The sequence below is a fragment of the Citrobacter portucalensis genome (assembly GCF_023374935.1).
Lineage (GTDB): Bacteria > Pseudomonadota > Gammaproteobacteria > Enterobacterales > Enterobacteriaceae > Citrobacter > Citrobacter portucalensis.
Genome location: NZ_CP092466.1, coordinates 366,533 through 392,406, shown reverse-complemented (window position 1 = coordinate 392,406; position 25,874 = coordinate 366,533). Strand labels below are relative to the sequence as shown.

Below are 25,874 nucleotides of genomic sequence, written 5' to 3'. Positions count from 1 at the left end.
AATGTCGTGGATCATTTGCCTATATTTTGTCAACTACGTGACCGCGACTGCTTGATCGTCGGCGGTGGTGATGTCGCAGAACGCAAAGCGCGGTTACTGCTGGAAGCGGGCGCACGTTTAACGGTTAATGCGCTGGCGTTTATTCCGCAGTTCAAAGTATGGGCAGATGAAAACATGCTGACGCTGGTTGAGGGGCCGTTCGATGAGTCCTTGCTCGACACCTGCTGGTTGGCTATTGCCGCCACCGATGACGATGCCGTCAATCAAAGCGTCAGCACCGCCGCCGAATCACGGCGTATTTTCTGCAACGTGGTCGATGCGCCAAAAGCAGCCAGTTTTATCATGCCCTCCATTATCGACCGCTCGCCGCTGATGGTGGCGGTCTCCTCTGGCGGCACTTCACCGGTGCTGGCCCGTCTGCTGCGTGAAAAGCTTGAATCCATGCTACCTCAGCATCTGGGCCAGGTCGCGCAATATGCCGGCAAGCTGCGCTCTCGGGTTAAAAAACAGTTTGCCAGTATGGGTGAACGTCGCCGCTTCTGGGAAAAATTGTTCATTAATGACCGCCTGGCGCAGTCGCTGGCAAACAGTGACACAAAAGCCATCGAAGAAACCACCGAGCAGTTGCTTAGCGAACCACTGGATCACCGTGGAGAAGTGGTGCTGGTTGGTGCCGGTCCTGGCGATGCCGGGCTGCTGACGCTGAAAGGGCTGCAGCAGATCCAGCAGGCAGACGTAGTAGTTTATGACCGTCTGGTTTCCGACGATATTATGAACCTCGTGCGCCGCGATGCCGACCGGGTATTCGTCGGTAAACGTGCGGGTTACCACTGCGTACCGCAGGAAGAGATTAACCAGATCCTGCTGCGTGAAGCGCAACAGGGTAAACGCGTCGTGAGACTGAAAGGTGGCGACCCGTTCATCTTTGGTCGCGGTGGCGAAGAGCTGGAAACGCTTTGCCACGCCGGTATTCCATTCTCTGTCGTACCGGGTATTACCGCAGCCTCCGGTTGTTCCGCCTATTCCGGCATTCCACTGACCCATCGTGATTACGCCCAGAGCGTTCGTCTGGTTACCGGGCACCTGAAAACCGGCGGCGAGTTGGACTGGGAAAATCTGGCGGCAGAGAAACAGACGCTGGTGTTCTACATGGGGCTGAACCAGGCGGCCACGATCCAGGAAAAACTGATCGAATTTGGCATGCAGCCCGATATGCCCGTCGCACTTGTAGAAAACGGCACCTCCGTGAAACAACGCGTCGTCAACGGTGTGCTGGCGCAGCTCGGGGAATTAGCGCAGCAGGTTGAAAGCCCGGCGCTGATTATCGTCGGTCGTGTGGTTGGGCTACGCGATAAGCTGAACTGGTTCTCTAATCATTGATTTAAATTCTGCCCTGTTATTCAGGGCATTTATTTATTCTTTTTCCATTCATTCTTTATTCTCAAATCTAAATGAAGAAAAATTAAACTCATTCACCCCGCAAATAAACAATCACATTAATTCATCAAAACCGCACAAAATATCCTTCACACATCCTTAATGACAATAAATGAATTCACGTCTTCAATAAGTCATAGTTATCATAATTATTTCGCGAAATAGCGTTATCCGAAAGCAAGCAATACAATATTAGCTCCTCAAAATAAGTTTACATCTTGCGTCAGATATATAGTTCACTAAGGATAACAATTATGCAAAGGAAAAAACTCATTGCAGTAGGTATTGCAATAGCACTCCAAACCTACTACGTTCCAGCAATAGCTGCCGACAACGATGATGACAGCGATTGCCCCGCAAATATATCTGTATTATCTAAACAAGAACGCGACAAACTTTCAGCACGTTGCCTCGCTGGCTACGAAGAACAAGACAACCATTGGGGATGGGTGGCTGGCGGAGTCGCAGCGCTCGCCGCAGGTGTAGCGATTGGCATCGATAACAATGGTGGCGGGCATTCCCAACATAATAACACCCCAATCCTCCCACCAGATGACGGCGGCGATGTTACCCCTGTCCCACCCGACGATGGCGGCGACGTTACCCCGCCCGATGACGGCGGCGATGTTACCCCTGTCCCACCCGACGATGGCGGCGACGTTACCCCGCCTGACGACGGCGGCGATGTTACCCCTGTCCCACTCGACGATGGCGGCGACGTTACCCCGCCTGACGACGGCGACGATGTTACCCCTGTCCCACCCGACGATGGCGGCGACGTTACCCCGCCCGATGACGGCGGAGATACACCCACACCGCCTGATGACACCACCGTCACCACTTTCAGCAACGGCGTCACCCTCAATAAAGGCAAAAACACGCTGGCATTCGACGACATCAAACTGGATGACGGCACGCACCTCGGCGCCGCCACGCTCAGCTACGCCGAAAAAGACGGCCAGTGGCAGCTCACCACCGCTGACGGCAAAACGCTGAACGTAACCGGCTGGAACGTCACCGACACCAACGCCGCCGTGATTGAAGGCACCCAACAGAATGGCAACTACTGGAAGTATGACAGCGAAGGTTATCTGATCCTCGCCAATGACCAGACCACTGTCGTCACCGGGGACGATAAAACCCACCAGTCCGATCGCGACGCGCAAATCAGCGGCGACAACAACACCGGCGTGATTATCTCCGGCGACCGGACAAACAACACCCTGAGCGGCGACTCCACCGTCACCGATGGCGCAACGGGCATCGTCATCACCGGCGATAACACCACCAACACCATCTCCGGTAAGTCCACGGTGGACGGAGGCACCGGCGCGTTAATCTCCGGCGACGGCACTAACACCACCCTTGCCGGCGACATCACCGTCAGCGGCGGCGGCACCGCCATCGTTCTCGACGGCGACAATATCACCGTGGATAACAGCGGTATCTCACACATCAGCGGCGCAGGCTCCACCGGTGCCATCATTACCGGCGATAACGCCCACGTCAGCAACGAGGGTGAACTGACCATCACCGACGGCGGCACCGGCTCGAAAATCACGGGCGACGGCGCATGGGTTGATAACCAAGGCAACTCCACCACCAGCGGCGAAGGCTCCACCGGGCTGTATATTGACGGCAACGATGCGCTGGTCATTAATGAAGGCGATCAGACCATCTCCGGCGGTGCAGCAGGCACCAAAGTTGACGGCGACAATACCCGCATGATCAACACCGGCGATCTGAACGTCGATGGCGCAGGCTCGGCGGGCGTGACGATCAACGGCGATAACGCCAACATCACGCAACGTGGCGACCTGCTGGTCACCAACGGCGCCGTGGGGATCGCCACTACCGGTAAGGGCAACAAAGTCACCAACGCCGGTAAAACCACCGTACGCGACGCAGACTCCGTTGGCTTTGAGGTGACGGGCGAGCAGAACACCTTTAACAATAAGGGCGACATTACCGTCTCACAAAAAGGCACCGGACTGGAGGTCACGGGGATCAATAATAGCGTAGAAAACAAAGGTGATATCTACACCACAGATGCTGGCAGTACGGGTATCTCAATCGATGGCGATAACAGTCAGTTTGCTAACAACGGCTCTCTTAATGTTACAACGTCCTCTACGGGGATAGACATTAATGGGGCGGGTAGTAACGTAAACCTGATGGGGACGATTAATGTCAAAGCAACATCAGATGATGGGCTTGACACCCCGGATGGTCTGCGTTTTGCAAATGGTAATGGTTTTATTGGCGTGAATATCAACGCGCAGAATACACAGGATCAACATGGCGAACTGTTAATTGATGGTGACATCAATGTCTCGTCCGAGCGTGATAATCCCAACGACTGGCCTGATAATTCAGGCGAAAATCCGGCCTATGGCCGGGATTTAGCAGGTGTTATGATGAACGGTGATTTTAACGATGTGCATATCACAGGCAGTGTTTCTGTCGATGCCACACCGTATCATCTTGATCTGGCCACTGGTATTTCTGCTAAAGGAACCCAGTATCAGGATAATGTTTCCGGGATCATCATTGACGGTCAAAATAATACCGTCACTATTGATGGCGGTGTTGATGTATCCAGTGCGCAGACGACCACAGACTGGACGGCCATACCTGTCGTGACGGGTATTGACGTATCCGGTAGTAATAATATGGTCGTACTCAATGGCGAATCGTCAATCACCGCGAGGAGCGCGTCTAACACTAACATTGCTTTTGCCAACATCAGCAATAGTTCTTCAATGTATATCAGCGAAGGCGCTACACTCAACATTGACTCTCAGTTGTCCACTGCGGCTGCGCCATTAACCGACCCGCATGGGATTATTAATATTAGTAGCCAGTCAACATTAGTCAACGATGGGAATATCTCTGGTCACTATGTGTCCATGATGGACAGTTCGATTATTTCTCTACAGGACAGTGCATTTACGAACGATACGCTGGGGACCATAGATATTGATGTCAGCCAGGATAATACAGCTCCCCCCATATTTTTTGGCATCGTGCAATCCGATAACAGCCAGGTCAGCAATAAAGGAAGTATTTCTTTAACTGCCAGCGATTTTGCATCCATGACGCCCACCGGCGTCGATGACCATTCAACAATTATCGCCATTAATAGCTCGATGCAATTTTCTGCGATTGAACTCTGGGATGATTCCAGTGCTATCAATGAAGGTACGATATCAACATCAGGCGGTAATACATGGGGAATCCTGTTAACCGACACATCAACGGCTGAAAATAAAGGAACAATTAATCACAAAGGCGTATGGAAAGATCAGAGCGGTAATAATCTGAACTGCGATTCTGACATTACCCGCTGTTTTGTTGCGCTTGGCGGAGGAATGGTAGTAACTGATACAGCAGTCGGCACCAATACTGGAACGATTAATGTAGTGAATGCCGGCACAGGAATGTGGGCGAATGGCTCCGGCAGCACCGCAATTAACCAGGGAGAAATAAATTTAACCAGCAACGAGAGCGTGGGTACTGACACGCCTTATCTGATTGGTATGGCAGCAACGAATGGCGGCACCGTCATTAATGACAAGACCGGCACGATTAATATTGATGCCTCATATGGTCAACCCTTCTATGCCGATGCCAGCAGCACCGTCATCAACTACGGTCAGGTCTGCTTCGGCGACAACTGTCAGAATAGCGAGGAATACAACCCGACGGATGAGTATGTCAGCAGTGCCTATTTCGACGGGCTGATCGCCGATACCGGCGAGACGGTCGATCTGGCGAAAAACACTTCTATTATGGGCGATGTGGGCAATAACGGCACCGTGAACGGCGACCTGATTGTGATTAAGTCCGACGACTACACACTGACCAATAATGCTTCCGGCACCATCAACAACAAGATTGAGATCGACAACGGCACGCTGGATAACAAAGGTACAGTGAACAGCGTCACCCTCAACGGCGGCACGTTTAATAATACCGGCACCGTAGATGCGCTGGTGACAGTAAACAACGGCACCTTTAACAACCTTGCCGGAGGCGAAGTTAACCGCGGCGGCAAACTGAGTAACAATGCCGTGGTCAACAACAGCGGCACCTGGTCTCTCGGCTACGCCGGAGAAGGCGCATACGCCAGCACGCTCGATCTTAACAACCACGCGGTATTCAACAACAGCGGCGAGCTGATTATCGATAACGCGGAAAATAGCGTTAACTTCCGCGGCAATGGTCGCCTCTACAATACCGGCCATATCGTGATAAGCGATGCCAAAGGCAGCGCCGGGCTGAATGTCCAGGGCAACACCGGCGTATTCATTAACGCCGGCGTGGTGGACACCACCGCCAAATCCGTGATGGCCAGCGCCGGAAACGCCGATGCTGGCCTCGCGTTCTTCTGGAACCAGCAGGCAGGCATAATTAACTACGATGTGGATAACGGCAAAGCGGTCAGCTTTACCCACAACAACTACGTCGCGCAAAACGACGGCACCATGAACATCAGCGGCAACAACGCCTACGGCATGTACGGCAGCAAAAACGCCCAACTGGTGAACAACGGCACCATCAACCTCGGGACGGAAGGCACCACCGACACCGGCATGGTGGCAATGGCGCTGGACGCTAACGCCACGGCTGACGCGGTGATTGAGAACAACGGCACCATCAACATCCATGCCAGTGACTCTTACGCCTTCAGCGTGGCGGGCGCAGGCCATGTGGTCAATAACGGCATCGTGGACATTGACGACGATGTCACCGGTTCCGGCCTGATTAAGCAGGGCGACAGCGTGAACGTGGAAGGGACTAACGGCAATAATGGCAACGCAACCGAAGTGCATTATGCCGGTTACACCCTGCCGGACGTGCCGGACACCACCGTCACCGGCGGCAACAGTTCCTCCCCGTCCTCCGGTACCAACGACCTGACCGGCTACGTGGTCGGCACCAGCGCCGACGGCAGCGCAGGCCAGCTTAAAGTCAGCAACGCCAGCATGAACGGCGTGGAAATCAACACCGGCTTTACCGCCGGCACCGCCGACACCACCGCCACCTTCGACAACGTGGTGCAGGGCAGCAACCTGACTGACGCTTCAGCCATCCAGTCCACCACCGTGGTGTGGAACGCCCAGGGTAGCCAGGACAGCGACGGCAACATTGACGTCACCATGACCAAAAATGCCTATGCCGATGTGGCAACCGACAGCAGCGTTTCTGACGTGGCGAGCGCGCTCGATGCCGGCTACACCAACAACGAGCTGTACACCAGCCTCAACGTTGGCACCACCGCTGAACTTAACAACGCCCTGAAACAGGTCAGCGGCAGCCAGGCCACCACCGCGTTCCGCGAAGCCCGCGTGTTAAGCAACCGCTTTAACATGCTGGCCGACGCCGCACCGCAAATTAAAGATGGCCTGGCATTCAACGTTGTGGCGAAAGGCGACCCGCGCGCAGAACTGGGCAACGATACCCAGTACGACATGTTGGCATTGCGCCAGACGTTGGATCTGACTGCCAGCCAGAATCTGACCATGGAGTACGGCATCGCCCGTCTGGATGGCAACGGTTCGCAGACCGCAGGCGATAACGGCCTGACCGGTGGCTACAGCCAGTTCTTTGGTCTGAAGCACAGCATGGCGTTTAATGAAGGTCTGGCGTGGAAGAACAGCCTGCGTTATGACGTGCACAATCTCGACAGCAGCCGTTCTGTCTCTTATGGCGACACCAACAAGGTGGCGGATTCCAACGCACGTCAGCAGTATCTTGAGTTTCGCAGCGAAGGGGCGAAAACCTTCACCATGCTCAACGATACGTTGAAAGTCACGCCGTACGCCGGGGTGAAATTCCGTCATACGCTGGAAGGCGGCTACAAAGAGCGCAGCGCGGGGGACTTTAACCTGTCGATGAACGCTGGCAGCGAAACCGCCGTAGATTCCATTGTCGGAATGAAGTTCGACTATACCGGTGAAAATGGCTGGAGCGCCAGCGCCACACTGGAAGGCGGTCCGAACCTGAGCTACAGCAAAAGCCAGCGTACTGCGTCACTGCAAGGTGCCGCAGGCCAGTCCTTTGGCGTAGACGACGAGCAAAAAGGCGGAGGCATCAACGGTCTGGCGACGGTCGGTGTGAAATACAGCGCCAAAGACGCCAGCCTGAATCTGGACGCTTACCAGTGGAAAGAGGACAACATCAGCGATAAGGGCTTTATGTTGAATTTCAGAAAAACATTTCGCTAATTAATTAAACCCAGCAGCCTGGTATTATTTATTAATACCAGGCTTTTTTATTTAAATTCAATTCACTAATCGTATGTTTTATATATAAAGCGACATGTCCTTTTCTGGACTACTTAAAGTTTATGTTAGTTGATATCTTATCCGGCGAAAAATGGACTTCATCCATTTATAAATAGATATCTAACAAGGATTTTGACATGCTGAAATTTGCAAAAATCACCTTAGTTGCTGGTGTTCTGGCTACGCTGACCGCGTGTACTGGTCATATCGAAAACACAAAAAATAACTGCAGCTACGATTATTTCCTGCACCCAGCAATTTCGATTTCAAAAATTATTGGTGGCTGTGGCCCGGCTGCGAATCAGTAATAGAAGCGATTGCGCAGATACAAAAAAACCGGGGTCTTCCCGGTTTTTGCATTTATAGATTAGGTGCTCATTCACATGTTATCGCACTCACGCTCTCGCGCAAAATACGCAGCACCGTTTCTTCTCCACTTCGGTTTGGATTGATTCGAATCGCATAATCGCCCAACGACGGACTCGCTTCGCGAAACGTCCCCGAAAGGCGATAGAACAGCGGAGGGATCTCATATTTCGACTCTGCCCCCACCGGGTATGGCAGCGCACCTCTCTCTTGTGCCGCTTTCAGCACACGAGCGGCAATCGGCTGGTGAAACTCCACGATCAGCACCTTCGACTGAGCATTGGCGATGACGGCTTTTTTCACCCCGGGCAGCACTCCGCTATTGAGCATCGTCAGTAACCGTGCTGAAACGCCAGCCTGTATTGCATGCATCACCGGAGCGAAAACCAGGCCGCGGAGCACCTCCAGCGCCTGCGCGCCCTGAATCTGGCTGCCACCGGAATAAAGCGTCGCACGGATTTTAGCGATAGCCTCCGCCTTGCCGACCACCGCCCCTACTCCCTCCGGACCAAAGAGCTTGAAGCAGGAAAAGGTAGACAGAGTCGCCCCACATTCACAGCCGATGCCGTCAACTTTCATCACCGCGTAGTTATCGTCGGTTAACGTCGGCACGCCGCACTTTGTTATTTCCGCCAACACCTCAGCTAACACGTAACGATCCTGCGGTTGCTGACGCGTATGCTGCACCAGTGCGGCGTCAGGACGATGCTGCGTAATCGCCTGCGTGATTGTCGGGAGGCAGTTGAAATCCGCCCTGACCAGGGTAATACCCATCTGCTCAATGAGTACCTGCGTTGTGGGATACACAGGCGCATCATGAACCAGCAGACGCTGGCCGGGTTTGAGCAGCGCAGCCAGCCCGGCGCGAATAGCCCCGGTGCCCGCCCCCTGAACCAGCGCTGCGGCCTCAGCATGAAATGCCTCGGCCAGCACCTTTTCCACACGTTGCGTCACCCGAGGCTGATTTAGCCCCGGAGCCAATCCCAAATCACCTCCGGCCAGAAAATCAGCGCCAGGAAAGTGACGGCAAATCGTATCCACCAGCGCAAACTGCTTTTGCTGTGCTTGCGTGAGCGTCAGGCTTTGCAGAGGAAACGTCTTCATGTTTTACGCCTCCTCAGGCCGGAACAAACAGACCAAACCAGTAGAGAATATTCAGTACAATACCCGTGATCATCACCGCCACGACCGGCGCCGCCATCTTCTGTACCGGACGTCCAATCGATTCATTGAGGAAGTAGATCGCTACCGCAATTGAGAAACCGGTGTAGCCTGCCATCTCGATGGCGGCAAAAATCGAACCGATCAACAGCGCCATTTCCATCAGCATATTCATGGCATTACGAATATTGTCCGATGCGTTACGCACTGACGGATAACGCCCCAGCCATTTGCCAATAGAGCGCAGCAGCAGCACTTCCGCTGAAATCACGATAGCGCCAAGGATTGCCGCAATCCACGGATTCGGTGCCAGGTAGCCAACGGAATAAACGAAGGTGAAACCCGCTACCGCGTAAACGCCCGTCGCCAGCGCGGTTGTCGCAATCATCGGTACAAAGCCCAGCCCGCGCATAAACTCCGCCAACGCCGCCTGGTTAACCAGCGTCTGCGACTGCTCCGGCGTAATCCCTGCCGAATAGGCTTTTTCCAGCGTAAAAATTGAGACCTCGCTACCAGCAAAAATTTTCATACTGGCAACGGCAGCAATCAGCGCGCCGACGATGGCAATATACGGCAGGTTTTTAATAATCCGCGAAGTTCGTTCTTCAAAGACCGATAGCCCGCTGGCATCCATCTCCTCATCACCGCGGTGGCGAATATCATGCGTAATGGCGATCGCCAGCAGCATCATCATCCCCACAAAAATCTCAATCGATTCTGGGTTCAGATGCGGGAAGTAACGCACCACCACCACGCGGGTCATCAGTACTACCACCGCCGCGATAATGCTGTGCTTCCAGCCAAACTGGTAGAAAATCGCCACCAGCGGGAAGAGTGCGAATGCGGAAACCACTGGAGAACTCAGTTCACCGAGGCTACCCAGTACATCAACCGGCAGCGCCGTGAGCAGATGGTTCACCGGCAGCAGGCAGGTCAGAATCAATACGCCCCAGATAGCGCCCAGACCGAACGCCAGCAGGCTGTTCATCGCCAGCACGCCGAGAATATCCGTCGGCAGGAACAGCAGCCAGGCGTTGAGCAAGCCGGTTTTCAGGGTAAAGGAGATCCCCACCGACGCCACAAAGCCGATACTCAGACCAAACGCGATACTTCCCGCCTCACGGCGATTCATGTACCCCTCGATCAGCTGCGGCAGAATCGGGCGGATGCCGTCATGAAAGACGGCCGCCGAGCGGTGTGCCAGAAGTGACGTCATGCCGGTCAGGCAGGCCACCACCACAATCTGAATATACAGATCCATAGTCATGCCTTTTATTTCAGGTGGTTAACCAGCATCGGAATCGCATGTTCAACATGTTCGACGGAGAGACCAAAAGCCACTTTCCCTTCCGCAACCATTTTTGCGATATGTTCGTCTTTCGCCTTAATACCCGGCTTGGCGATAGTGCAGCTTTTGTTGTAGCCAATCACCGCGATGGCAATCGACAGCGCTGCACCCGCGCCGGTGTTACAAGCGCCGATGTAGTAATCCAGTTGGCCGGATTTCACCTTCATCGCCGCTTCCATATCGTTATGAATGGAGACTTCAAAGCAGCCCGGTGCTGCGGTTTCGATGGTCTTTTTAATCTGCTCACGCTGTAAGCCAGCAACGCCAATCTTTTTCATGATTCTGTCCTTATTGGAAAAATTGTGAGGGGTTATCACGCAACATCGTGTCCACATCGGCCTGGCTGAATCCTGACTGGCGCAACTGTGGGATAAAAGTGGTTAACAGATAGTCATAGCCATTGCCGCCATTGGCTTTTAAATGCGAGCGGCGGGTAATATCCATGGAGAGCATCACGCGATTAAGCAGCCCGCGATTACGTAGCTCATGCAGCATGCCAATGCGCTTCTCGTCCGGGTAATAGTTGTTTTTACCGATGGTATCGAATTGCACATACGCACCGAGATCGATCATGCGTAAGATATTGTCGAGGTTATCTTTCAGGTCGCAGTGACCAACAGTTACGCGGGAAAGGTCAACGCCGTGCGCCTGTAGCAACACCAGCTGTTCCACCCCCATCGTGCTAAAAGAGGTATGGGTTGAGATGGGGCGTCCGGTTTCGATGTGTGCCCGCGCCGCGGCGATAAACACCTTCTCTTCAAGCGGCGTAATCACCCCTTCACTGGAGCCAATTTCCGCGATAATTCCGGCCTTCAATTCAGTACCATCAATACCGATAACTATCTCATCGACCATCTCCTGCGCGAGCTGTTCCACGCTGCGGGCCGCAACATGTTCAGGGAAGAACGCATCCTGGTAATAGCCTGTGCAAGCCACGACGTTGATTCCGGTCTCGCGCATCAGGTCGAGCATGAATTGCGGATTACGCCCCATATAGCGGTTGGTCATCTCAATAATGTTGCTGACGCCTAACGCCCGGAGATCCTTCATTTCCTGACAAATGAGATCGTACTGATCTAACCGGCAGTCGAGGTTATTCTTGAACCCGGAGAGATCGATATGCAGATGTTCGTGGACCCAGGTGTAGCCCGTCGGATCAAAGTTCATAAAGTGTCTCCTGTAAGGCGCAATGCCGAGAGAAAAGAACAGCCATTTTGTGGTGCCGCCGCGCCGAAAAATTCACACACCGTAGCGCCAACGTCAGATAACGTCGCCCGGATGCCTAATTGCGCAGGCTCCAGCCCCTGTTGATATACCAATACCGGCACAACTTCCCGGGTATGATGGCTGTGACCAATGGTCGGATCGTTACCGTGATCGGCCATAACCACCAGGCAGTCATTTGGATCCATAGCGGCCAGAAGGCGCGAAAGATTAAGATCGACAAGCTGCAACCGCTCCGCATAACGTGCCACGTCTTCCGCGTGTCCGGCGAGGTCGGTCTCCTGAATGTTGGTACAGATAAATACCGTCGACTCAGCGTTAAATTCGTTAAGCGTGATATCCATGATCTGCTGGCTATCCACCAGGTTTTGCCAGCTGCGCCCGTGCGGATTGCCAACGATGTCCGCCACTTTACCGACCAGCACGGTAGGGATTCCGGCGTCATGCAGTTTTTGCGGTACCTGTACCTGCTCATCTACACCAAAACCCATATGCCTGACCTGGAAGCCATTTTCATAGGCGCCGGAGCGTGGGGCGTTAATACCGATAAAGCGTCCCTCTTTGGTCTCGGCTGCATCCAGAATGCGCTGGCTGTCTGCAAGCTGACCGCCAAACGCGATCACGCGCCCAACCTGAACCTGCTCACGCACCACCTGGCCTATCTTTAGCACCTCATCAAACGGGATAACGGCAAGATTGGCGGTAATGTTGTAGACCTGACCTAAATCCGCTTCGAGGTTATCGCCCACCGCAACCGCATCGTTGACCCAAAGAAACGCCAGGTCGTCGCCGCGGCGTTCCACATGCCAGCCCGCGGCTTTCAGCGCCTGTTCAACTCCATCGATGACGTCGCTAAATGGCATCCGCAGCGGAGCCTGAGGCCGCGTGCCTAAAATCTCCTGATGGCCCATAAAGGTATCTCCCCCTTCATGCTGTAGCTCTGCAACGCCCCAGACTGCAGATGCTGAAGGTTTCATCACGCCCGGCGCAAAGCCCAGAGCGTTAATCAGCCCCAACTTCTCAAGCGTTGGCAGCCGTAACTGCGGGAGTTCGCCCAGGATATGACCACAGGTATTCGCTCCGGCATCCTGCGGCCTGACCCGCGTGACGTCTTTCATTGCACCAACGCCAAAACTGTCGATTACTAACACCACGAATCGGGCCATTAGTCCTCCAGAATATTGCCGAGACTGTCGTAACGCGCGACGATTTCAGCTGCACCGTGCTGAATACCCGACACCAGCACCACGTCGCTACGCGTCACGAAGATCTGGGTGCGAAAACAGAAGATCACCGCGCTGCTCACCGGAAACTCCCCGGCAACAGGCAGGTAGTAGTCAATACTGCTGTCATCTACGGGTTTTAGCTTCGCTGCGATCGGCGAGTCACTTTCTGGCGTAAAGACCAGCGCATTTTGCGCATGGCCGCGACGGTAATAACCCCCACCGTAGCAATAACTGTCCCCGCGAAAATTGTGCGATACCTCGCTCAGCCAGAGCATCGCGATTCGTTCCGGCTGGTCGCCTTTTTGATTGGAAGGAATAGTGCCTGTCAGTGCATGACCCGGCTCGGCGTGGGTGACGCCATATTCCGCCAGCAGAGGGAGTGACGAACAGCTACTGGCTGACGGCGCGTTAAGTTGCTCAATGGCAATCCCGGCTTCCGCCAACTGACGTCGTGCATTCACCAGCGTGTGCAGATTAGGCGTCGGCATCGTCTGCGCTGAGTTTTCATCCCATAACAGGCAGGGGAAATGGGTCAACCCGCTCAGGCGTAAGCCCGGCAGCCTGCGAATTTCATTGACCACATCCGTCAGATACATCAGCGGAAATCCGCTTTCCTGCCCCGGATAGAGAAAATCATCCTTGTCGTACACTTTCAGCATCACGTTCTGTTCACAGCTGGCCTTCACCGCTGCAGCTGAAACTTCACGCGCTTTCTCCAGCGAGAACAACGTGATGACCTCGGTGCCCTGCGCCACTGCGTCATTGACCAGTCGCGACGGGATCTGCACCAGATGTCCCTGGTGCGCAACCGGTAACCCGGCACGACGCATCACACGACTCTCCTTGTAATCGACAACCACGATGCCTTCATAGCCAAGCTGCAACAGCTTGTCCGCCAGCCACGGGTTACGTCCTACCTGTTTGGTCATCAGATATAGCGAGATGCCATGTTGCCTCGCAACATCCAGCAGACGTTTGCCATTCTCAATAACCTGGTCAACATCAATAACCCAACTGTCAGGTGCGATCTTTCCCTGCTGCCACAACGCGATAGCTGCCGAGATAAGCTTGGGGTTCTGGCGTTTCAATGCCTCTATAAACATTTCTCTGCCTCGTTTCTAATCCTTCAGCTAAATATTCATTTTTTTGAATATTTAGGGTGCAATAGGCTAATTCTCCATGGGTTTTAGACGCCTTCGTTCGCAGCCATCCACAATCCATACAAGTTCGCCAGCATGTAGCCTTCTTCATTCGCGTGCAGCGTCACCGTAAACTCTTTCAGCAACGCCTGATGTACCAGCAAAATAGTTGGCCAGAGATGAGATTGCGTCAGCTCCTCTAACAGCTCACCATCCAGCGCTTCAATCACTTCACCCTTGCGGCTACGCATTAACGCACTCGCCATATGGGTCATCGCCATGATTCCTTGCTCATTGTGAATCGGCAAACACCACTCTTCATCCAACCGCCTGACTACTTGCAGCATGCCGCTGCAAATATCCTTGTCGATAACGCCTGCTTCGCACAGCAGGTTAAGCCTGTTTTCCATGTCGTTCGCCTTCACTTAATAACTGGGTTCCTGTTCACCGTTCGCCACACGTTGCTGGTGGGCAAGCAGCGCCTCTTTATTAACAACGGCCCGCAGTAGCTGTTGCATCGGATAATCCTCTGCCCGGGTCAGTACCACGGCCTCCGTGGCCTGAAGAAAACGCGGATCGTTGGTGAGCGGCGTGGCTTCTAATCCCAAAACTGCCAGCTCGGCCTCCGCAACTACGTTCCAGATAACCGCGTCCACGTCCCCTTTCGCGATGCGCTGCAAACTCTCGTGATAGGGCATATCGATCAATTCAACGTCACGGTCGCCAAAACAGGCCTCGGTCATGATTTTCTGATCCGCCGAACGGTTATCCAAACCGACACGTTTTACTGTTGCAGATTCGCCCTTGCGACAAATCAGCTGGTGCTCGCCAACGTAGGTATGCGGCCCCAGTGCCAACGTGATACGCAATCTGTCCTGGGCAAGGTAACTTTCCGCCGCCAGACGAGAAACCACCGCCATGTCGTAGACGCCGTTTAGCAGGCATTCCACGCGAATATCAGCCCCACGCATGTGTGCGTAATAAAATGGGATCCCGTCGAACTGCGCCTTCAGCCCACTCGCCAGCCCTTCATATAAACGGGTGTAGGGCAGCGGCATCGCACAAACTACGTTATTAATATCTACATGCTTTAGCAGCGTACGGTTATCCATCTCCACCAGATAGCTACCGTTACGTCCGCGACGCTCAATACGGATCGCCCCTGAGGATTCCAGCGTTTTCAACGCGGCCTGGGTTAACCCTACCGATGAGTGACACTCGGCTGCCAGTTCATCAATAGTTTTCAGTCTGTTACCGCACTTCTCACCGAGCAGGTAACGGGCCAGGGTTGTCAGCACAACCCCCTCTTTCTTGATAAATGTCCGACGCATTTTATATTTTCAGTAAATTGAATATTTATATCTTCATTAAAGTGAAGATATAACGCAATGAGGAAATATGCAAACGGCGAGGCGCTTCACATTTTTTGAGGTTCACAAACGAGCAGGCGAAAAAAAACCGGGCGTAACCCGGTTTCTTCAGTATCGCAGGGAGCATTACGGCTTGGCGACAAAACCAATCGCTTCGTAAACGGCTTTCAGCGTAACAGATGCGCGGGCGCTGGCTTTTTCCGCACCTTCTTTCATCACTTTCTGCAGGAAAGCTTCATCGTTACGGAAACGGTGATAGCGCTCCTGAAGCTCAGTCAGCATACCGGAAACGGCCTCTGCGACTTCACCTTTCAGATGACCATACATTTTGCCTTCGAAGTGCTGTTCCAGCTCCGGAATGCTCTTACCGGTGACGGCGGAGAGAATATCCAGCAGGTTGGAAACACCCGCTTTGTTCTGCACGTCGTAGCGTACAACCGGCGGCTCTTCAGAGTCGGTCATCGCACGTTTGATTTTCTTAACCACAGATTTCGGATCTTCCAGCAGACCGATCACGTTGTTGCGGTTGTCATCCGACTTGGACATTTTCTTCGTCGGTTCCAGCAGCGACATCACGCGCGCGCCGGATTTAGGAATGAACGGCTCAGGCACTTTGAAGATGTCGCCATACAGGGCATTAAAGCGCTGGGCGATATCGCGGCTCAGTTCCAGATGCTGTTTCTGATCTTCGCCAACCGGTACCTGGTTGGTCTGATACAACAGGATGTCTGCCGCCATCAGTACCGGATAATCAAACAGACCGGCGTTGATGTTCTCCGCATAGCGCGCGGATTTGTCTTTGAACTGGGTCATACGGCTCAGTTCGCCGAAGTAGGTGTAGCAGTTCAACGCCCAACCTAACTGTGCATGCTCCGGTACGTGAGACTGCACGAAAATGGTGCTTTTTTCAGGATCGATACCGCATGCCAGATACAGCGCCAGCGTATCGAGCGTTGCTTTACGCAGCTGCTGAGCATCCTGACGAACGGTGATGGCATGTTGGTCAACGATGCAGTAGATGCAATGGTAGTCATCCTGCATGCTCACCCACTGACGCAGCGCACCCATATAGTTGCCAATGGTCAATTCACCTGAGGGCTGTGCGCCACTAAAAACGATGGGCTTAGTCATTTTTTGATTCCTGATTTTCGCTATGCGGAAGCCCGAGAGCGGGCAGTAGTTCATTAATACGGTCGTAAATAACGTCGGGCTGGCTCAGCGCGATCGACTCGCCGTAGTTGTAGCCATAGGTCAGGCCAACGGACGGACAGCCAGCAGCTTTTGCCGCCTGAATATCATTGCGTGAATCCCCTACGAAGAGCATTTGCTCAGGCTTGATACCAAGCTTGCTTGCCACCAGCAGCAGCGGATCCGGATGCGGTTTTTTATTCTGCACGTCGTCACCACCGATGACCACGCTAAAGTACTTGGCGATATCTAATGCTTCGAGCAATGGCGCGACAAACGGGGTCGGTTTGTTGGTCACCAGACCCAGCGGCAATCCTTTCGCATGCAGCGCGCCCAGCGTGTCGGCAACATCAGGGAACAGGAATGTCCCCTCTTCTGCGACATCGCCGTAGTATCTGTCGAACAGCTTACGCAAAATACGTACCTGCTCCTCGGCGGGAATATCATCATCAACGGGCGGTTTACCCATCGTTTTACGTAATGTTGCGCGCTCCTGACGAGACCACGCCAGCGCGCGCTCCATCAGTACATCTGCACCGTTACCAATCCAGGTGATAACGCGTTCTTCTCCAGCAACCGGCAGTTCCAGCGCATACAGCGCCATGTCCACCGCTGCGGCTAATCCCGGCGCGCTGTCGACCAGCGTGCCGTCGAGGTCAAATGCAGCACCCCGAATTTCCTGAAACTTATCCATGACTTACCTTCGCCAGTTCATTGCGCATTTCATCAATGACTTTTTTGTAGTCTGGTTGGTCGAAAATGGCGGAGCCTGCGACAAACATATCTGCGCCTGCTGCGGCAATTTCACCAATGTTATTCACTTTGACGCCACCGTCCACTTCGAGGCGGATATCGTAGCCAGATTCATCAATACGACGACGCACTTCGCGCAGCTTATCCAGCGTTTGTGGGATGAAGGACTGTCCGCCAAAGCCTGGGTTAACGGACATTAGCAGGATCACATCGAGCTTATCCATGACGTAGTCCAGATAACTCAGTGGTGTTGCCGGGTTGAATACCAGGCCCGCTTTACAGCCATGCTCTTTGATCAGCTGTAAAGTGCGATCGACATGCTCGGAGGCTTCCGGATGAAAAGTAATGATGCTGGCGCCAGCGGCGGCGAAGTCCGGGACAATCCGATCGACCGGTTTCACCATCAGGTGAACATCAATCGGGGCGGTGATGCCATATTTACGCAGCGATTTCAGTACCATCGGTCCGATGGTCAGGTTCGGTACGTAGTGATTGTCCATGACGTCGAAGTGCACGACATCGGCACCGGCAGTCAGCGCTCTCGCGGTGTCCTCACCCAGGCGGGCAAAATCAGCCGACAGAATTGAGGGGGCGATCAAATACTGTTTCATCCGCTTCTCCTTGAGATTTATTTCTTCGCAGGCGTTACAACTCCTGGTTTATACAGTGCCAGCAGTTCGTTCACCTTTTTACGCGTGCCGCCATTGCTGCTTATGCTGCGCCGCACTTTGACCTGAAAATGTTTCGCCGCTCGGTACCATTCACGGGTATCGGGCGTATCGTGGTTCGAAATTAACACCGGGATCTGCTTACTGACCAGCTTTTCTGCCATCTCGGCCAAATGCGCCTGCTCTTTCGGGCTAAAGCTGTTGGTGTGATACGCAGTGAAATTTGCCGTCGCCGAAAGTGGTGCATAAGGCGGGTCACAATAGACCACAGAGTTGCTATCCGCACGGTCCATGCACTCTTCATAGGAAAGGCAATGGAACTCCGCATTCTGCGCTTTCTCAGCAAAATGGTACAACTCGGCTTCCGGGAAGTAAGGTTTTTTATAACGCCCAAACGGGACGTTAAACTCGCCGCGCAGGTTATAACGGCACAATCCGTTGTAACCAAAGCGGTTCAGATACAAGAACAGCACTGCTCTGCGGAACGGATCCTCGCTGGCATTAAATTCTTCTCTGAACCGATAGTACACCTCAGCCTGATTGGTTTCAGGCATAAACAGCTCACGCGAAGCCTGCACATACTCATCGGTACGCGTCTTCACGATGTTATAGAGACTGATAAGGTCGCTGTTGATATCGGCAAGAATATAACGAGAAAAGTCGGTGTTGAGAAACACCGACCCGGCACCCACGAAAGGTTCAATCAGGCACTCACCCTGAGGTAAATGCCGTTTGATATCATCAAGCAGGGGGTATTTCCCCCCTGCCCATTTCAAAAAAGCGCGATTTTTTTTCATGCTGACTAACTAATTACACCTTCTCCGGCTGTGGAGAAAGCTCCGACAGCATCCTGCGCTTTAGTCTTTGTCCCGCAATTGGGCGAAACATCAAACCATTGCAGAACATATCCTATCTTACTTCAAATCGGCCTGAACCTGATGCAGCGGTTTTGCCCACGGGTTTTTCGCCTGAATATCAGCGGGTAACGTAGACACTGCACGTTTCGCATCTTCTTTAGACGCATACACGCCTGTCACCAGAACATACCACGGTTGACCGTTACGCGTCGTCTGGTACACCACGTAGTTCTTCAGGTTTTCTTTCTTCGCCCAACCGTTCAGGTTGTCGTAGTTAGAAGAACTACTGAGCTGCAACGTGTAATGGCTGGACGGCGCAGATTTTAACGCTCCAACATTACCTGCACTTTTCGCTCCGCCAGCAACAGGCGTTGTCGTTGTTGCTGTCGCCGTTGGCGCAGGCGTTGCGGTCTGCGTTGGCGTCGCAGTTGCTTTCGGCTCAGCGGTCGCTTTCGGCGTAGCGGTTACCACAGGTGCTTTAGTTGTGGTGATCGGCGCGGTAGCAGTTACGGTTGGTTTTGCCTGAGCAACAGGTTTCGGCTCTGTCGGCGTCGCTTTCACCGTAGTTTGCGGTTTGCTCTTCGGCTCAATAACGGCCTGTTTACGTTCCTGGCGCGTAGCAGCAGGACGCTCAGTCGTTTCCGTTTTCGCCGTCTGGCGCGCAGCATTACCATTACGCATCGGCGCAACGGTCGCAGGTTCGGTCGGCAGCGTAGAGTTAACCACTGCGTTGTTAACCTGCTCCTGACCCTGTGGTTGTGTCAGAGCATTGTTCAAATCGCCCTGCACTTCAACACGCTGCTGGCCTTCGGTTGCCGCAGGTGCCTGACCTTGAGTCGGGGTAGAGGAAATCGGTGGCAGGGAAACATCCTGCTGGGTATTGCCAGCGGTCTGCTCAGTGCCCGTTGCAGGTGTCGTTGCGCTCGCCTGATCCGTTGCATTGCTGCCAGAAAGATCGATGCTCTTCTCACCAGATGCTGCCTGCTCATTGGAAGAAGATGAGGGGGCTTTCAGCGCAGAACCAATGCCGATAATCAGCAGCAGCAGTACCAGAACACCCACACCCATCATCATGTATTGGCGGGAGGCAGGTTTGCTGGCGGCTTTCTTACGCTTGCGCGGACGACGTTCTACACGCTCTTCATCCACGGCATCGTCATCAGATTCATACTCTTCTTCAATGTCCTGCTCTTCTTCACGCTCTTTGCGTGCACGTGCAGGACGGCGATCGTCAGCATCCAGATCAACATCATCAAAATTGATTTGCGGCTCATTATCGCGTTCAGACGATTGACGAGAACGACCAGTACGACGATCGCTGGGATCGGGTTTCAGCTCGTCTTCTGGTTTGAATTCATCCATTTAACACCCCACTCAAAGGTTAATGCTTACGACTTTGCACATAACCTGAAGCTAAAAGACCTACGTTTCGCAACGTAAGCCTGACCTTTCTTGTTGTTACGCCTGCTGGCAATCAGCAATAGCGTTAAGAACCACCTCGTGCGACACTCCGCCGCGCACTTCACTCTTCCCTATCGCTCGCGGAAGCACCAAACGAATCTCTCCCGCTAACACTTTTTTATCTCGCAGCATGTGCGGCAGATAAGCCTCGGTGGACATTTCACGCGGCCCATTCACCGGTAAGCCAGCTCGCTGTAACAGCGTAATGATGCGCTGCGTATCAGCGGAGGTGAACTGACCCAAACGTTCTGACGTACGGGCAGCCATTACCATACCTGCTGCGACTGCTTCACCATGTAACCAATTGCCATAACCCATTTCAGCTTCGATCGCATGGCCAAACGTGTGTCCCAGATTCAGTAAAGCACGTAAGCCCATTTCACGCTCGTCTGCTGCGACAACTTCTGCTTTCAGCTCACAACAACGACGGATACAGTACGCCATTGCCGGACCATCCAGACGCAGTAACGCATCCAGATTGTCTTCCAGCCAGCTGAAAAATTCACCGTCAAGAATGATGCCGTATTTGATCACTTCCGCCAGCCCCGATGCCAGCTCACGCGCAGGAAGCGTTTTCAGACAATCGAGATCCACCACCACGGATGCCGGTTGGTAAAACGCGCCAATCATGTTTTTACCGAGGGGATGGTTTACGGCGGTTTTGCCGCCAACGGAGGAGTCGACCTGCGACAACAGAGTTGTCGGGACTTGAATAAAACGAACACCACGTTGATAGCTGGCTGCCGCAAAACCGGTCAGATCGCCAATCACGCCGCCGCCAAGGGCAACTAACGTGGTATCACGACCGTGCGGTTTTTGCAGTAACGCGGTGAAAACCGTATCCAGAACCGTCAGGCTTTTATACTGCTCGCCATCGGGAAGGATAACGCTATCAACGTTAACACCCGCCTGTTCAAGTACGCCGCGAACCTTATCGAGATAAAGGGGAGCCAGGGTTTCGTTGGTCACCAACATAACCTGATCGCCCGATTTCAGCGGTAAGAATGAAGCTGGCTCATTGAACAAACCAGCCGCGATGGTGATAGGGTAACTACGTTCCCCGAGAGTGACTGTGATCCTCTCCATTACGCGACATCCACCTTAGTTACTTGTACCCGCAGACGAGTGTGTATTCAGCCAGAATTAGTTGCTTTCCAACATATGAATAATCTGGTTTGCTACGACTTTTGCGCTCTGATCGTCGGTGCGAATGGTCACGTCAGCAATCTCTTCGTACAGAGGATTGCGTTCGTCAGCCAACGCTTCCAGAACTTCACGAGGCGGTGATTCTACCTGCAGCAGCGGGCGTTTCTTGTCACGTTGAGTACGTGCAAGTTGTTTTTCAATTGTCGTTTCAAGATAGACCACGACGCCACGCGCGGAAAGACGGTTACGTGTTTCACGTGATTTTACAGAGCCACCGCCAGTTGCCAGCACAATACCCTGTTTTTCCGTCAACTCGTTGATGACTTTTTCTTCGCGATCACGGAAGCCGTCTTCACCTTCTACATCGAAGACCCAGCCCACATCAGCTCCGGTTCGTTTCTCAATCTCTTGATCAGAATCGTAAAATTCCATATTGAGTTGTTGAGCTAACTGGCGCCCAATAGTGCTTTTTCCGGCACCCATAGGCCCAACCAGAAAGATATTGCGTTTCTCTGCCATTTTTTCGGTACTACTAAGACTATTCGTTAATGGTAAACCCGCTTCGCAGACACCCAGCGCAGCAGGACATGAACTGAAACCTCATAAGATATTGCGAGAGTCAGACTGAAAATTATCTCAATACTCAAGCGGGTTTGGCAACTGAATAAATCACCAAACCTAACGCATTTCTGGTCGTGGCAGGCATGCTACCCTGCAAACATCAGACCTGGCGACGTATCGCGCAGTCAAATGACACCCAATAAGCCTATGGCACACCACCGGAAAGGCAAAGCGTATTCACTGCCGCATAAGTAAAGAAAAGTACCGACGCTCAAATCGGTACTCCTTGTATGCTAAATACACCCTCACGTCAAATCCCTGAAACGTGTTCAGTGCAAAAACAACGGCTTTTCATGCATAAGTTATTCCGTTGAAACCAGTCTGGGCGTAATAAAGACCACTAATTCGCGCCGTTCGTCTTCTTTACCATCATGGCGAAAAAGAGAGCCAAGCCAGGGAATGTCGCCTAATAGCGGCACGCTGTCGGCTGCGGATTTATTCTTATGTGAAAAAATCCCGCCAAGCGCAATCGTCTCGCCGCTTTTTACCTCGACCTGAGTTTCAATCTCCTGCTTATCGATAGCCAACACTTCGCCATCTGCCTGCTGTAGAACCTGTCCGGGAACATTCTGGCTGATATGCAGTTTCAGCCTGATTCTCCCTTTCTGCAACACCGTTGGTGTTACCTCCATCCCCAGTACCGCTTCCTTGAACTCGACGGATGTCGCACCGCTTTCACCGCTGGAGACCTGATAAGGGATCTCACTGCCCTGCTTAATACTGGCAGGTTGCAGGTGAGATGCCAGTAATCGTGGGCTGGCGATGATATCCAACTGCTGTTTTTGCTCCAGCGCAGACAACTCCAGTTCCAGTAAACGACCGTTAATGCGGCCAATATTAAATCCCACACGGGATGTGGCGGTGGCTACAGAAAGGTCGCTGGCGAGCGTCGTGACATTCCCAACCGCCCCCGATTGTTGTGCGTCAGCCAGCGACCACTTCACCCCCAGCTCGCGCAAACTTTTTTCATTAATGGTGACGATGTGCGCCGCCAGTTCAACCTGGGCAACCGGCAAATCCATTTGCGCCACCCACTTTTCCAGGGTGTTCAGCGCAACGCTATTATCACGCAGCAGTAAGCGGTTGGTCCGTTTATCCACCGTCATGCTTCCCTTGGCACTGAGCAGCTTTTCTCCTGCTTTTGCCAGCTCGGCGGCATCGGCATAGTGCAAAATAATGCTGCGCTGCTCCAGCGGCAAACTAGCCTGAATCCGTGCCTGTTCATTGTCCTGACGAGCCGCATTTTCACTCTGCCATTGAACAGAATGCACATGCAGGATGTTGCCCTCCTGGCGTAATACCAGCCCGGCACTTTTTACCACCGTCTGCAATGCCTGCTCCCAGGGGACATCCGTCAAATGCAGCGACAGCACACCGCTGACATCCGGCGAAACCACCAGGTTTTTCTGCTCCTGTTCAGCCAGCGCCTGCAATACCTGCGTAACCGGCACATCATCGACCACCAGCGTCACGTTTTGCGGTTTCGTCGCCAGTGCGCTCGTTATCCCGACCGCCAGCGCTATTACTATCCACGCTATCCATCGCTTCATTTACCGCTCCTTGTCGTTGCCACTGCCACCGCGGCGGTTCGCAGTTTTTTTCTGTGCCGAGGGTTATGTTCTGGGCCGTTATCTGCGTAATCGTCCAACCGTTTTTCAGGACGTCATTTGGCTTAACCCGCCGCCATTTTTTCTGGCTATCCTGAACTATGCCGATGGGTCGCGTGCCCTGGCTCACCATGCCCTGAAAACGCCATGTCGACAGCTCAGCAATTTGGCAACGGTCCTCCGGCGGCAGGAAGGGATTACGCATACCGGTGAGCATCAGTACGCTCATACATGCCAACAGCCAGCGTTCAACCGTCATTCAGGCGCTCCAGCTGTAGCGTTAGCAGCAGCTCCGTGTCTTCTGCGCTAAGCGAAAATCGGCTGACGTTCATCCCCTGATCCGCCAACTGGACAAACGTCTGCGGGATAGCATCCCAGGCCGATATCAGCGCTATCTCTCCGCCTTGCGCAGAGGGTTGCCAGTGGATAAGACGAGTAAGTGAAGTCTGAAACAGTAGTGGAGAGAACAGGGTCAGTTTCTCTTCCGGCTCTGCTGGTGATGCCGCTAGCAGATAGACATCTCGCCATTGCATCTGAATAGCTGCACGTTGCTGGACCAGCGTCTCGCGTTGCATCGTCCGCTCCCGCGCTACGGGATAAAGACATAACGTCACCAGTATGAGTAGCCCCAACATCCAGCCGCACCAGCAGATGAGTCGAAAGCGCGGCGACTGCGCTAACCAGACATCACAGAGCGTTATCATGTGCACCGCTCCGTGTCAGTCGATAGTGGAATTGCCATCGTCCCTGCGCATCCTGCTGCGTTTCACCGGGGCTGCTCAACTGAAATAATGGCTGCTGGCGTAATTGCGCTTCCAGAGTCTTCAGCGCGGCAAAGTTCAGCGTGTTTCCCGTCAGTTCCAGCGCGTCCTGCTGCCAGGTCATTTTTGTTAACCACGCCTGCTCAGGCAGTAATTCCGCCAGCTCTTGCAAAACCGACTGCCAGCTTCGGGTCTGCTCACGCTGTTTGTTCCGTGCCTGTGCCTGTTGCCATCGTTGCTGGCGCTGCTGCATACGCGGCTTTAGCGCCATTAAGGCCTCGACACGCGTTTTTTCGGCATCTGCCAGCAACAATTCAGCCCGATTTTCTACACTCAACACGCTGTAATTGCGCAACAACACGCCAATACTAAGCAGTAGCGAAGCGCTAAATAAGATGCCCCAGAAGCGCAGGCAAGCGTAACGCCGAGTCTGACGCCAGGGCAGAAGATTAATGGTCGCTATCATCGGTACGCGCCTCCCATAGCGAGTCCCAGCGCAATGGCGAAGTGATGACTTTGCGTTGGAATGGGCGGCTGGCGTACAGACACGGCGCGCAAAGGATCGAAGCCGCCAGGGGAGCATTGCGCAATGGCTGTCGTGGGCAGAGATAATGTCGTGGCAAGCTCATCGATACTGCCAATATCGCCCGTTGATTTACGTCCCCATGCCGAACGGGTCGCCCATAACCACTGGGCGTCATCACGCCATACCAGACACTGCTGATGCTCTGGCAAGAAGGGAATAAATCGCTGTAACGCGCTGGCATCCGGTGTAATCGCCGTAACCTGCACCTTCAGGGTTTGGATAAGCGTCAGAAGCGCTGAAATCTCTTTGCTTTGCGCAGCAGTGACGTTAAACGCCGGGCTCAACGTGTCTTCGCTATAATCAAAATACAGCGCATCCGGCGCCATATCCAGTTCACGCGCCATCGAACCAGACAACCATGCGGTTTGCTCTGGCTCGCGTAACGTCATTGTCGGACGAGGAAACTTTTTTTGTAACGTCCTGTTGGCGGGAAAAGAGAGATGAATATGGTGTCGGCGAGGAAGCTCCCGGCTCCACGGCAGCAGCGCGGCGACCAGCTGTTCAGGCTCGCGAATGTGGCCATCGACGATAGCCTGAGGCGTCAGCGGTATACGCCACCAGCGTTGCAGATACCAACCGGATGCGTCGCGAACGATAGCGACAGCCAGCGCTTCATGTTGCTGAATATGCAGACCAATTTTCCAGATATTGAAAGCCATTGCTGA

General features: G+C 53.4%; 23 protein-coding genes. 3 read left to right on the top strand and 20 right to left on the bottom strand.

Features of this window, described 5'->3' with window-relative positions; translation table 11 throughout:
* The first annotated feature begins 6 nt into the window (after nucleotides 1-6).
* The 3 genes from cysG (at nucleotide 7) to LY264_RS01795 (ending at nucleotide 8,035) form a co-directional block, all read left to right on the top strand.
* On the top strand, nucleotides 7-1,380 hold the full coding sequence (gene cysG / locus LY264_RS01805) for a siroheme synthase CysG (protein ID WP_048227396.1): 1,374 nt from the start codon (nucleotides 7-9) through the stop codon (nucleotides 1,378-1,380).
* A 311-nt stretch (nucleotides 1,381-1,691) separates the two neighbouring features.
* On the top strand, nucleotides 1,692-7,667 hold the full coding sequence (locus LY264_RS01800; protein WP_249457483.1) for a BigA/YdbA N-terminal beta-barrel domain-containing protein: 5,976 nt from the start codon (nucleotides 1,692-1,694) through the stop codon (nucleotides 7,665-7,667).
* Nucleotides 7,668-7,864: 197 nt separating this feature from the next.
* Nucleotides 7,865-8,035: a YhfL family protein gene (locus tag LY264_RS01795; protein WP_003827690.1), complete on the top strand. Its 171-nt coding sequence runs from the start codon at nucleotides 7,865-7,867 to the stop codon at nucleotides 8,033-8,035.
* A 67-nt stretch (nucleotides 8,036-8,102) separates the two neighbouring features.
* On the opposite strand, the gene LY264_RS01790 is transcribed toward LY264_RS01795, so the two are convergent.
* The 20 genes from LY264_RS01790 to LY264_RS01695 all read right to left on the bottom strand — a co-directional run bounded on the left by LY264_RS01790 (nucleotide 8,103) and on the right by LY264_RS01695 (nucleotide 25,868).
* Nucleotides 8,103-9,197: an aminotransferase class V-fold PLP-dependent enzyme gene (locus tag LY264_RS01790; protein ID WP_048227398.1), complete on the bottom strand. Its 1,095-nt coding sequence runs from the start codon at nucleotides 9,195-9,197 to the stop codon at nucleotides 8,103-8,105.
* A 13-nt stretch (nucleotides 9,198-9,210) separates the two neighbouring features.
* Nucleotides 9,211-10,515 carry a YhfT family protein gene (locus LY264_RS01785; RefSeq protein ID WP_071692512.1) on the bottom strand — a complete coding sequence of 435 codons (1,305 nt, stop codon included), beginning with the start codon at nucleotides 10,513-10,515 and terminating at the stop codon, nucleotides 9,211-9,213.
* Between the two features lie 11 nt (nucleotides 10,516-10,526).
* On the bottom strand, nucleotides 10,527-10,880 hold the full coding sequence (locus LY264_RS01780) for a DUF2620 domain-containing protein (RefSeq protein WP_003023576.1): 354 nt from the start codon (nucleotides 10,878-10,880) through the stop codon (nucleotides 10,527-10,529).
* 10 nt (nucleotides 10,881-10,890) lie between these two features.
* A complete protein-coding gene (locus tag LY264_RS01775) occupies nucleotides 10,891-11,769 on the bottom strand; it encodes a phosphotriesterase-related protein (RefSeq protein WP_048215414.1) in 879 nt (292 codons plus the stop codon).
* Entirely contained in the window at nucleotides 11,766-12,992 is a 1,227-nt protein-coding gene (locus tag LY264_RS01770; RefSeq protein WP_048227399.1) for a phosphopentomutase, read from the bottom strand. Before LY264_RS01770 ends, LY264_RS01775 begins: the two co-directional genes overlap by 4 nt.
* Nucleotides 12,992-14,155, bottom strand: coding sequence for a YhfX family PLP-dependent enzyme (locus tag LY264_RS01765; RefSeq protein WP_048227400.1), 1,164 nt, complete (start codon nucleotides 14,153-14,155; stop codon nucleotides 12,992-12,994). Before LY264_RS01765 ends, LY264_RS01770 begins: the two co-directional genes overlap by 1 nt.
* A gap of 83 nt (nucleotides 14,156-14,238) precedes the next feature.
* Nucleotides 14,239-14,601, bottom strand: a complete 363-nt coding sequence (locus LY264_RS01760) for a hypothetical protein (protein WP_048227401.1) — start codon at nucleotides 14,599-14,601, stop codon at nucleotides 14,239-14,241.
* A 15-nt stretch (nucleotides 14,602-14,616) separates the two neighbouring features.
* Complete coding sequence (gene yhfZ, locus LY264_RS01755; protein ID WP_008786319.1) at nucleotides 14,617-15,522, bottom strand: GntR family transcriptional regulator YhfZ; 906 nt, start codon at nucleotides 15,520-15,522, stop codon at nucleotides 14,617-14,619.
* Between the two features lie 165 nt (nucleotides 15,523-15,687).
* A complete protein-coding gene (gene trpS / locus LY264_RS01750) occupies nucleotides 15,688-16,692 on the bottom strand; it encodes a tryptophan--tRNA ligase (RefSeq protein WP_003827687.1) in 1,005 nt (334 codons plus the stop codon).
* The gene (gene gph / locus LY264_RS01745; protein WP_048215409.1) at nucleotides 16,685-17,443 is read right to left on the bottom strand and encodes a phosphoglycolate phosphatase; all 759 of its coding nucleotides are present in this window, start codon (nucleotides 17,441-17,443) and stop codon (nucleotides 16,685-16,687) included. The genes trpS and gph overlap by 8 nt, the downstream gene beginning before the upstream one ends.
* A complete protein-coding gene (rpe, locus tag LY264_RS01740) occupies nucleotides 17,436-18,113 on the bottom strand; it encodes a ribulose-phosphate 3-epimerase (protein ID WP_003023561.1) in 678 nt (225 codons plus the stop codon). The genes gph and rpe overlap by 8 nt, the downstream gene beginning before the upstream one ends.
* A gap of 17 nt (nucleotides 18,114-18,130) precedes the next feature.
* A complete protein-coding gene (dam, locus tag LY264_RS01735) occupies nucleotides 18,131-18,967 on the bottom strand; it encodes an adenine-specific DNA-methyltransferase (RefSeq protein ID WP_048215408.1) in 837 nt (278 codons plus the stop codon).
* A gap of 117 nt (nucleotides 18,968-19,084) precedes the next feature.
* On the bottom strand, nucleotides 19,085-20,389 hold the full coding sequence (damX, locus tag LY264_RS01730; protein ID WP_048227402.1) for a cell division protein DamX: 1,305 nt from the start codon (nucleotides 20,387-20,389) through the stop codon (nucleotides 19,085-19,087).
* Nucleotides 20,390-20,485: 96 nt separating this feature from the next.
* Nucleotides 20,486-21,574, bottom strand: coding sequence for a 3-dehydroquinate synthase (gene aroB, locus LY264_RS01725; protein WP_003827681.1), 1,089 nt, complete (start codon nucleotides 21,572-21,574; stop codon nucleotides 20,486-20,488).
* Nucleotides 21,575-21,631: 57 nt separating this feature from the next.
* Nucleotides 21,632-22,153 (bottom strand): shikimate kinase AroK, encoded by a 522-nt coding sequence (aroK, locus tag LY264_RS01720; protein WP_003023552.1) that lies wholly within the window; start codon nucleotides 22,151-22,153, stop codon nucleotides 21,632-21,634.
* A 404-nt stretch (nucleotides 22,154-22,557) separates the two neighbouring features.
* Complete coding sequence (gene hofQ, locus LY264_RS01715) at nucleotides 22,558-23,805, bottom strand: DNA uptake porin HofQ (protein WP_071692513.1); 1,248 nt, start codon at nucleotides 23,803-23,805, stop codon at nucleotides 22,558-22,560.
* Nucleotides 23,708-24,121 carry a HofP DNA utilization family protein gene (locus LY264_RS01710; RefSeq protein ID WP_048227404.1) on the bottom strand — a complete coding sequence of 138 codons (414 nt, stop codon included), beginning with the start codon at nucleotides 24,119-24,121 and terminating at the stop codon, nucleotides 23,708-23,710. The genes hofQ and LY264_RS01710 overlap by 98 nt, the downstream gene beginning before the upstream one ends.
* Nucleotides 24,111-24,566, bottom strand: coding sequence for a HofO family protein (locus LY264_RS01705; RefSeq protein WP_048227405.1), 456 nt, complete (start codon nucleotides 24,564-24,566; stop codon nucleotides 24,111-24,113). Before LY264_RS01705 ends, LY264_RS01710 begins: the two co-directional genes overlap by 11 nt.
* Entirely contained in the window at nucleotides 24,550-25,089 is a 540-nt protein-coding gene (locus LY264_RS01700; RefSeq protein ID WP_048227406.1) for a PilN domain-containing protein, read from the bottom strand. The genes LY264_RS01705 and LY264_RS01700 overlap by 17 nt, the downstream gene beginning before the upstream one ends.
* Entirely contained in the window at nucleotides 25,086-25,868 is a 783-nt protein-coding gene (locus LY264_RS01695) for a type IV pilus biogenesis protein PilM (protein WP_048227407.1), read from the bottom strand. The genes LY264_RS01700 and LY264_RS01695 overlap by 4 nt, the downstream gene beginning before the upstream one ends.
* Nucleotides 25,869-25,874: the final 6 nt, after the last annotated feature.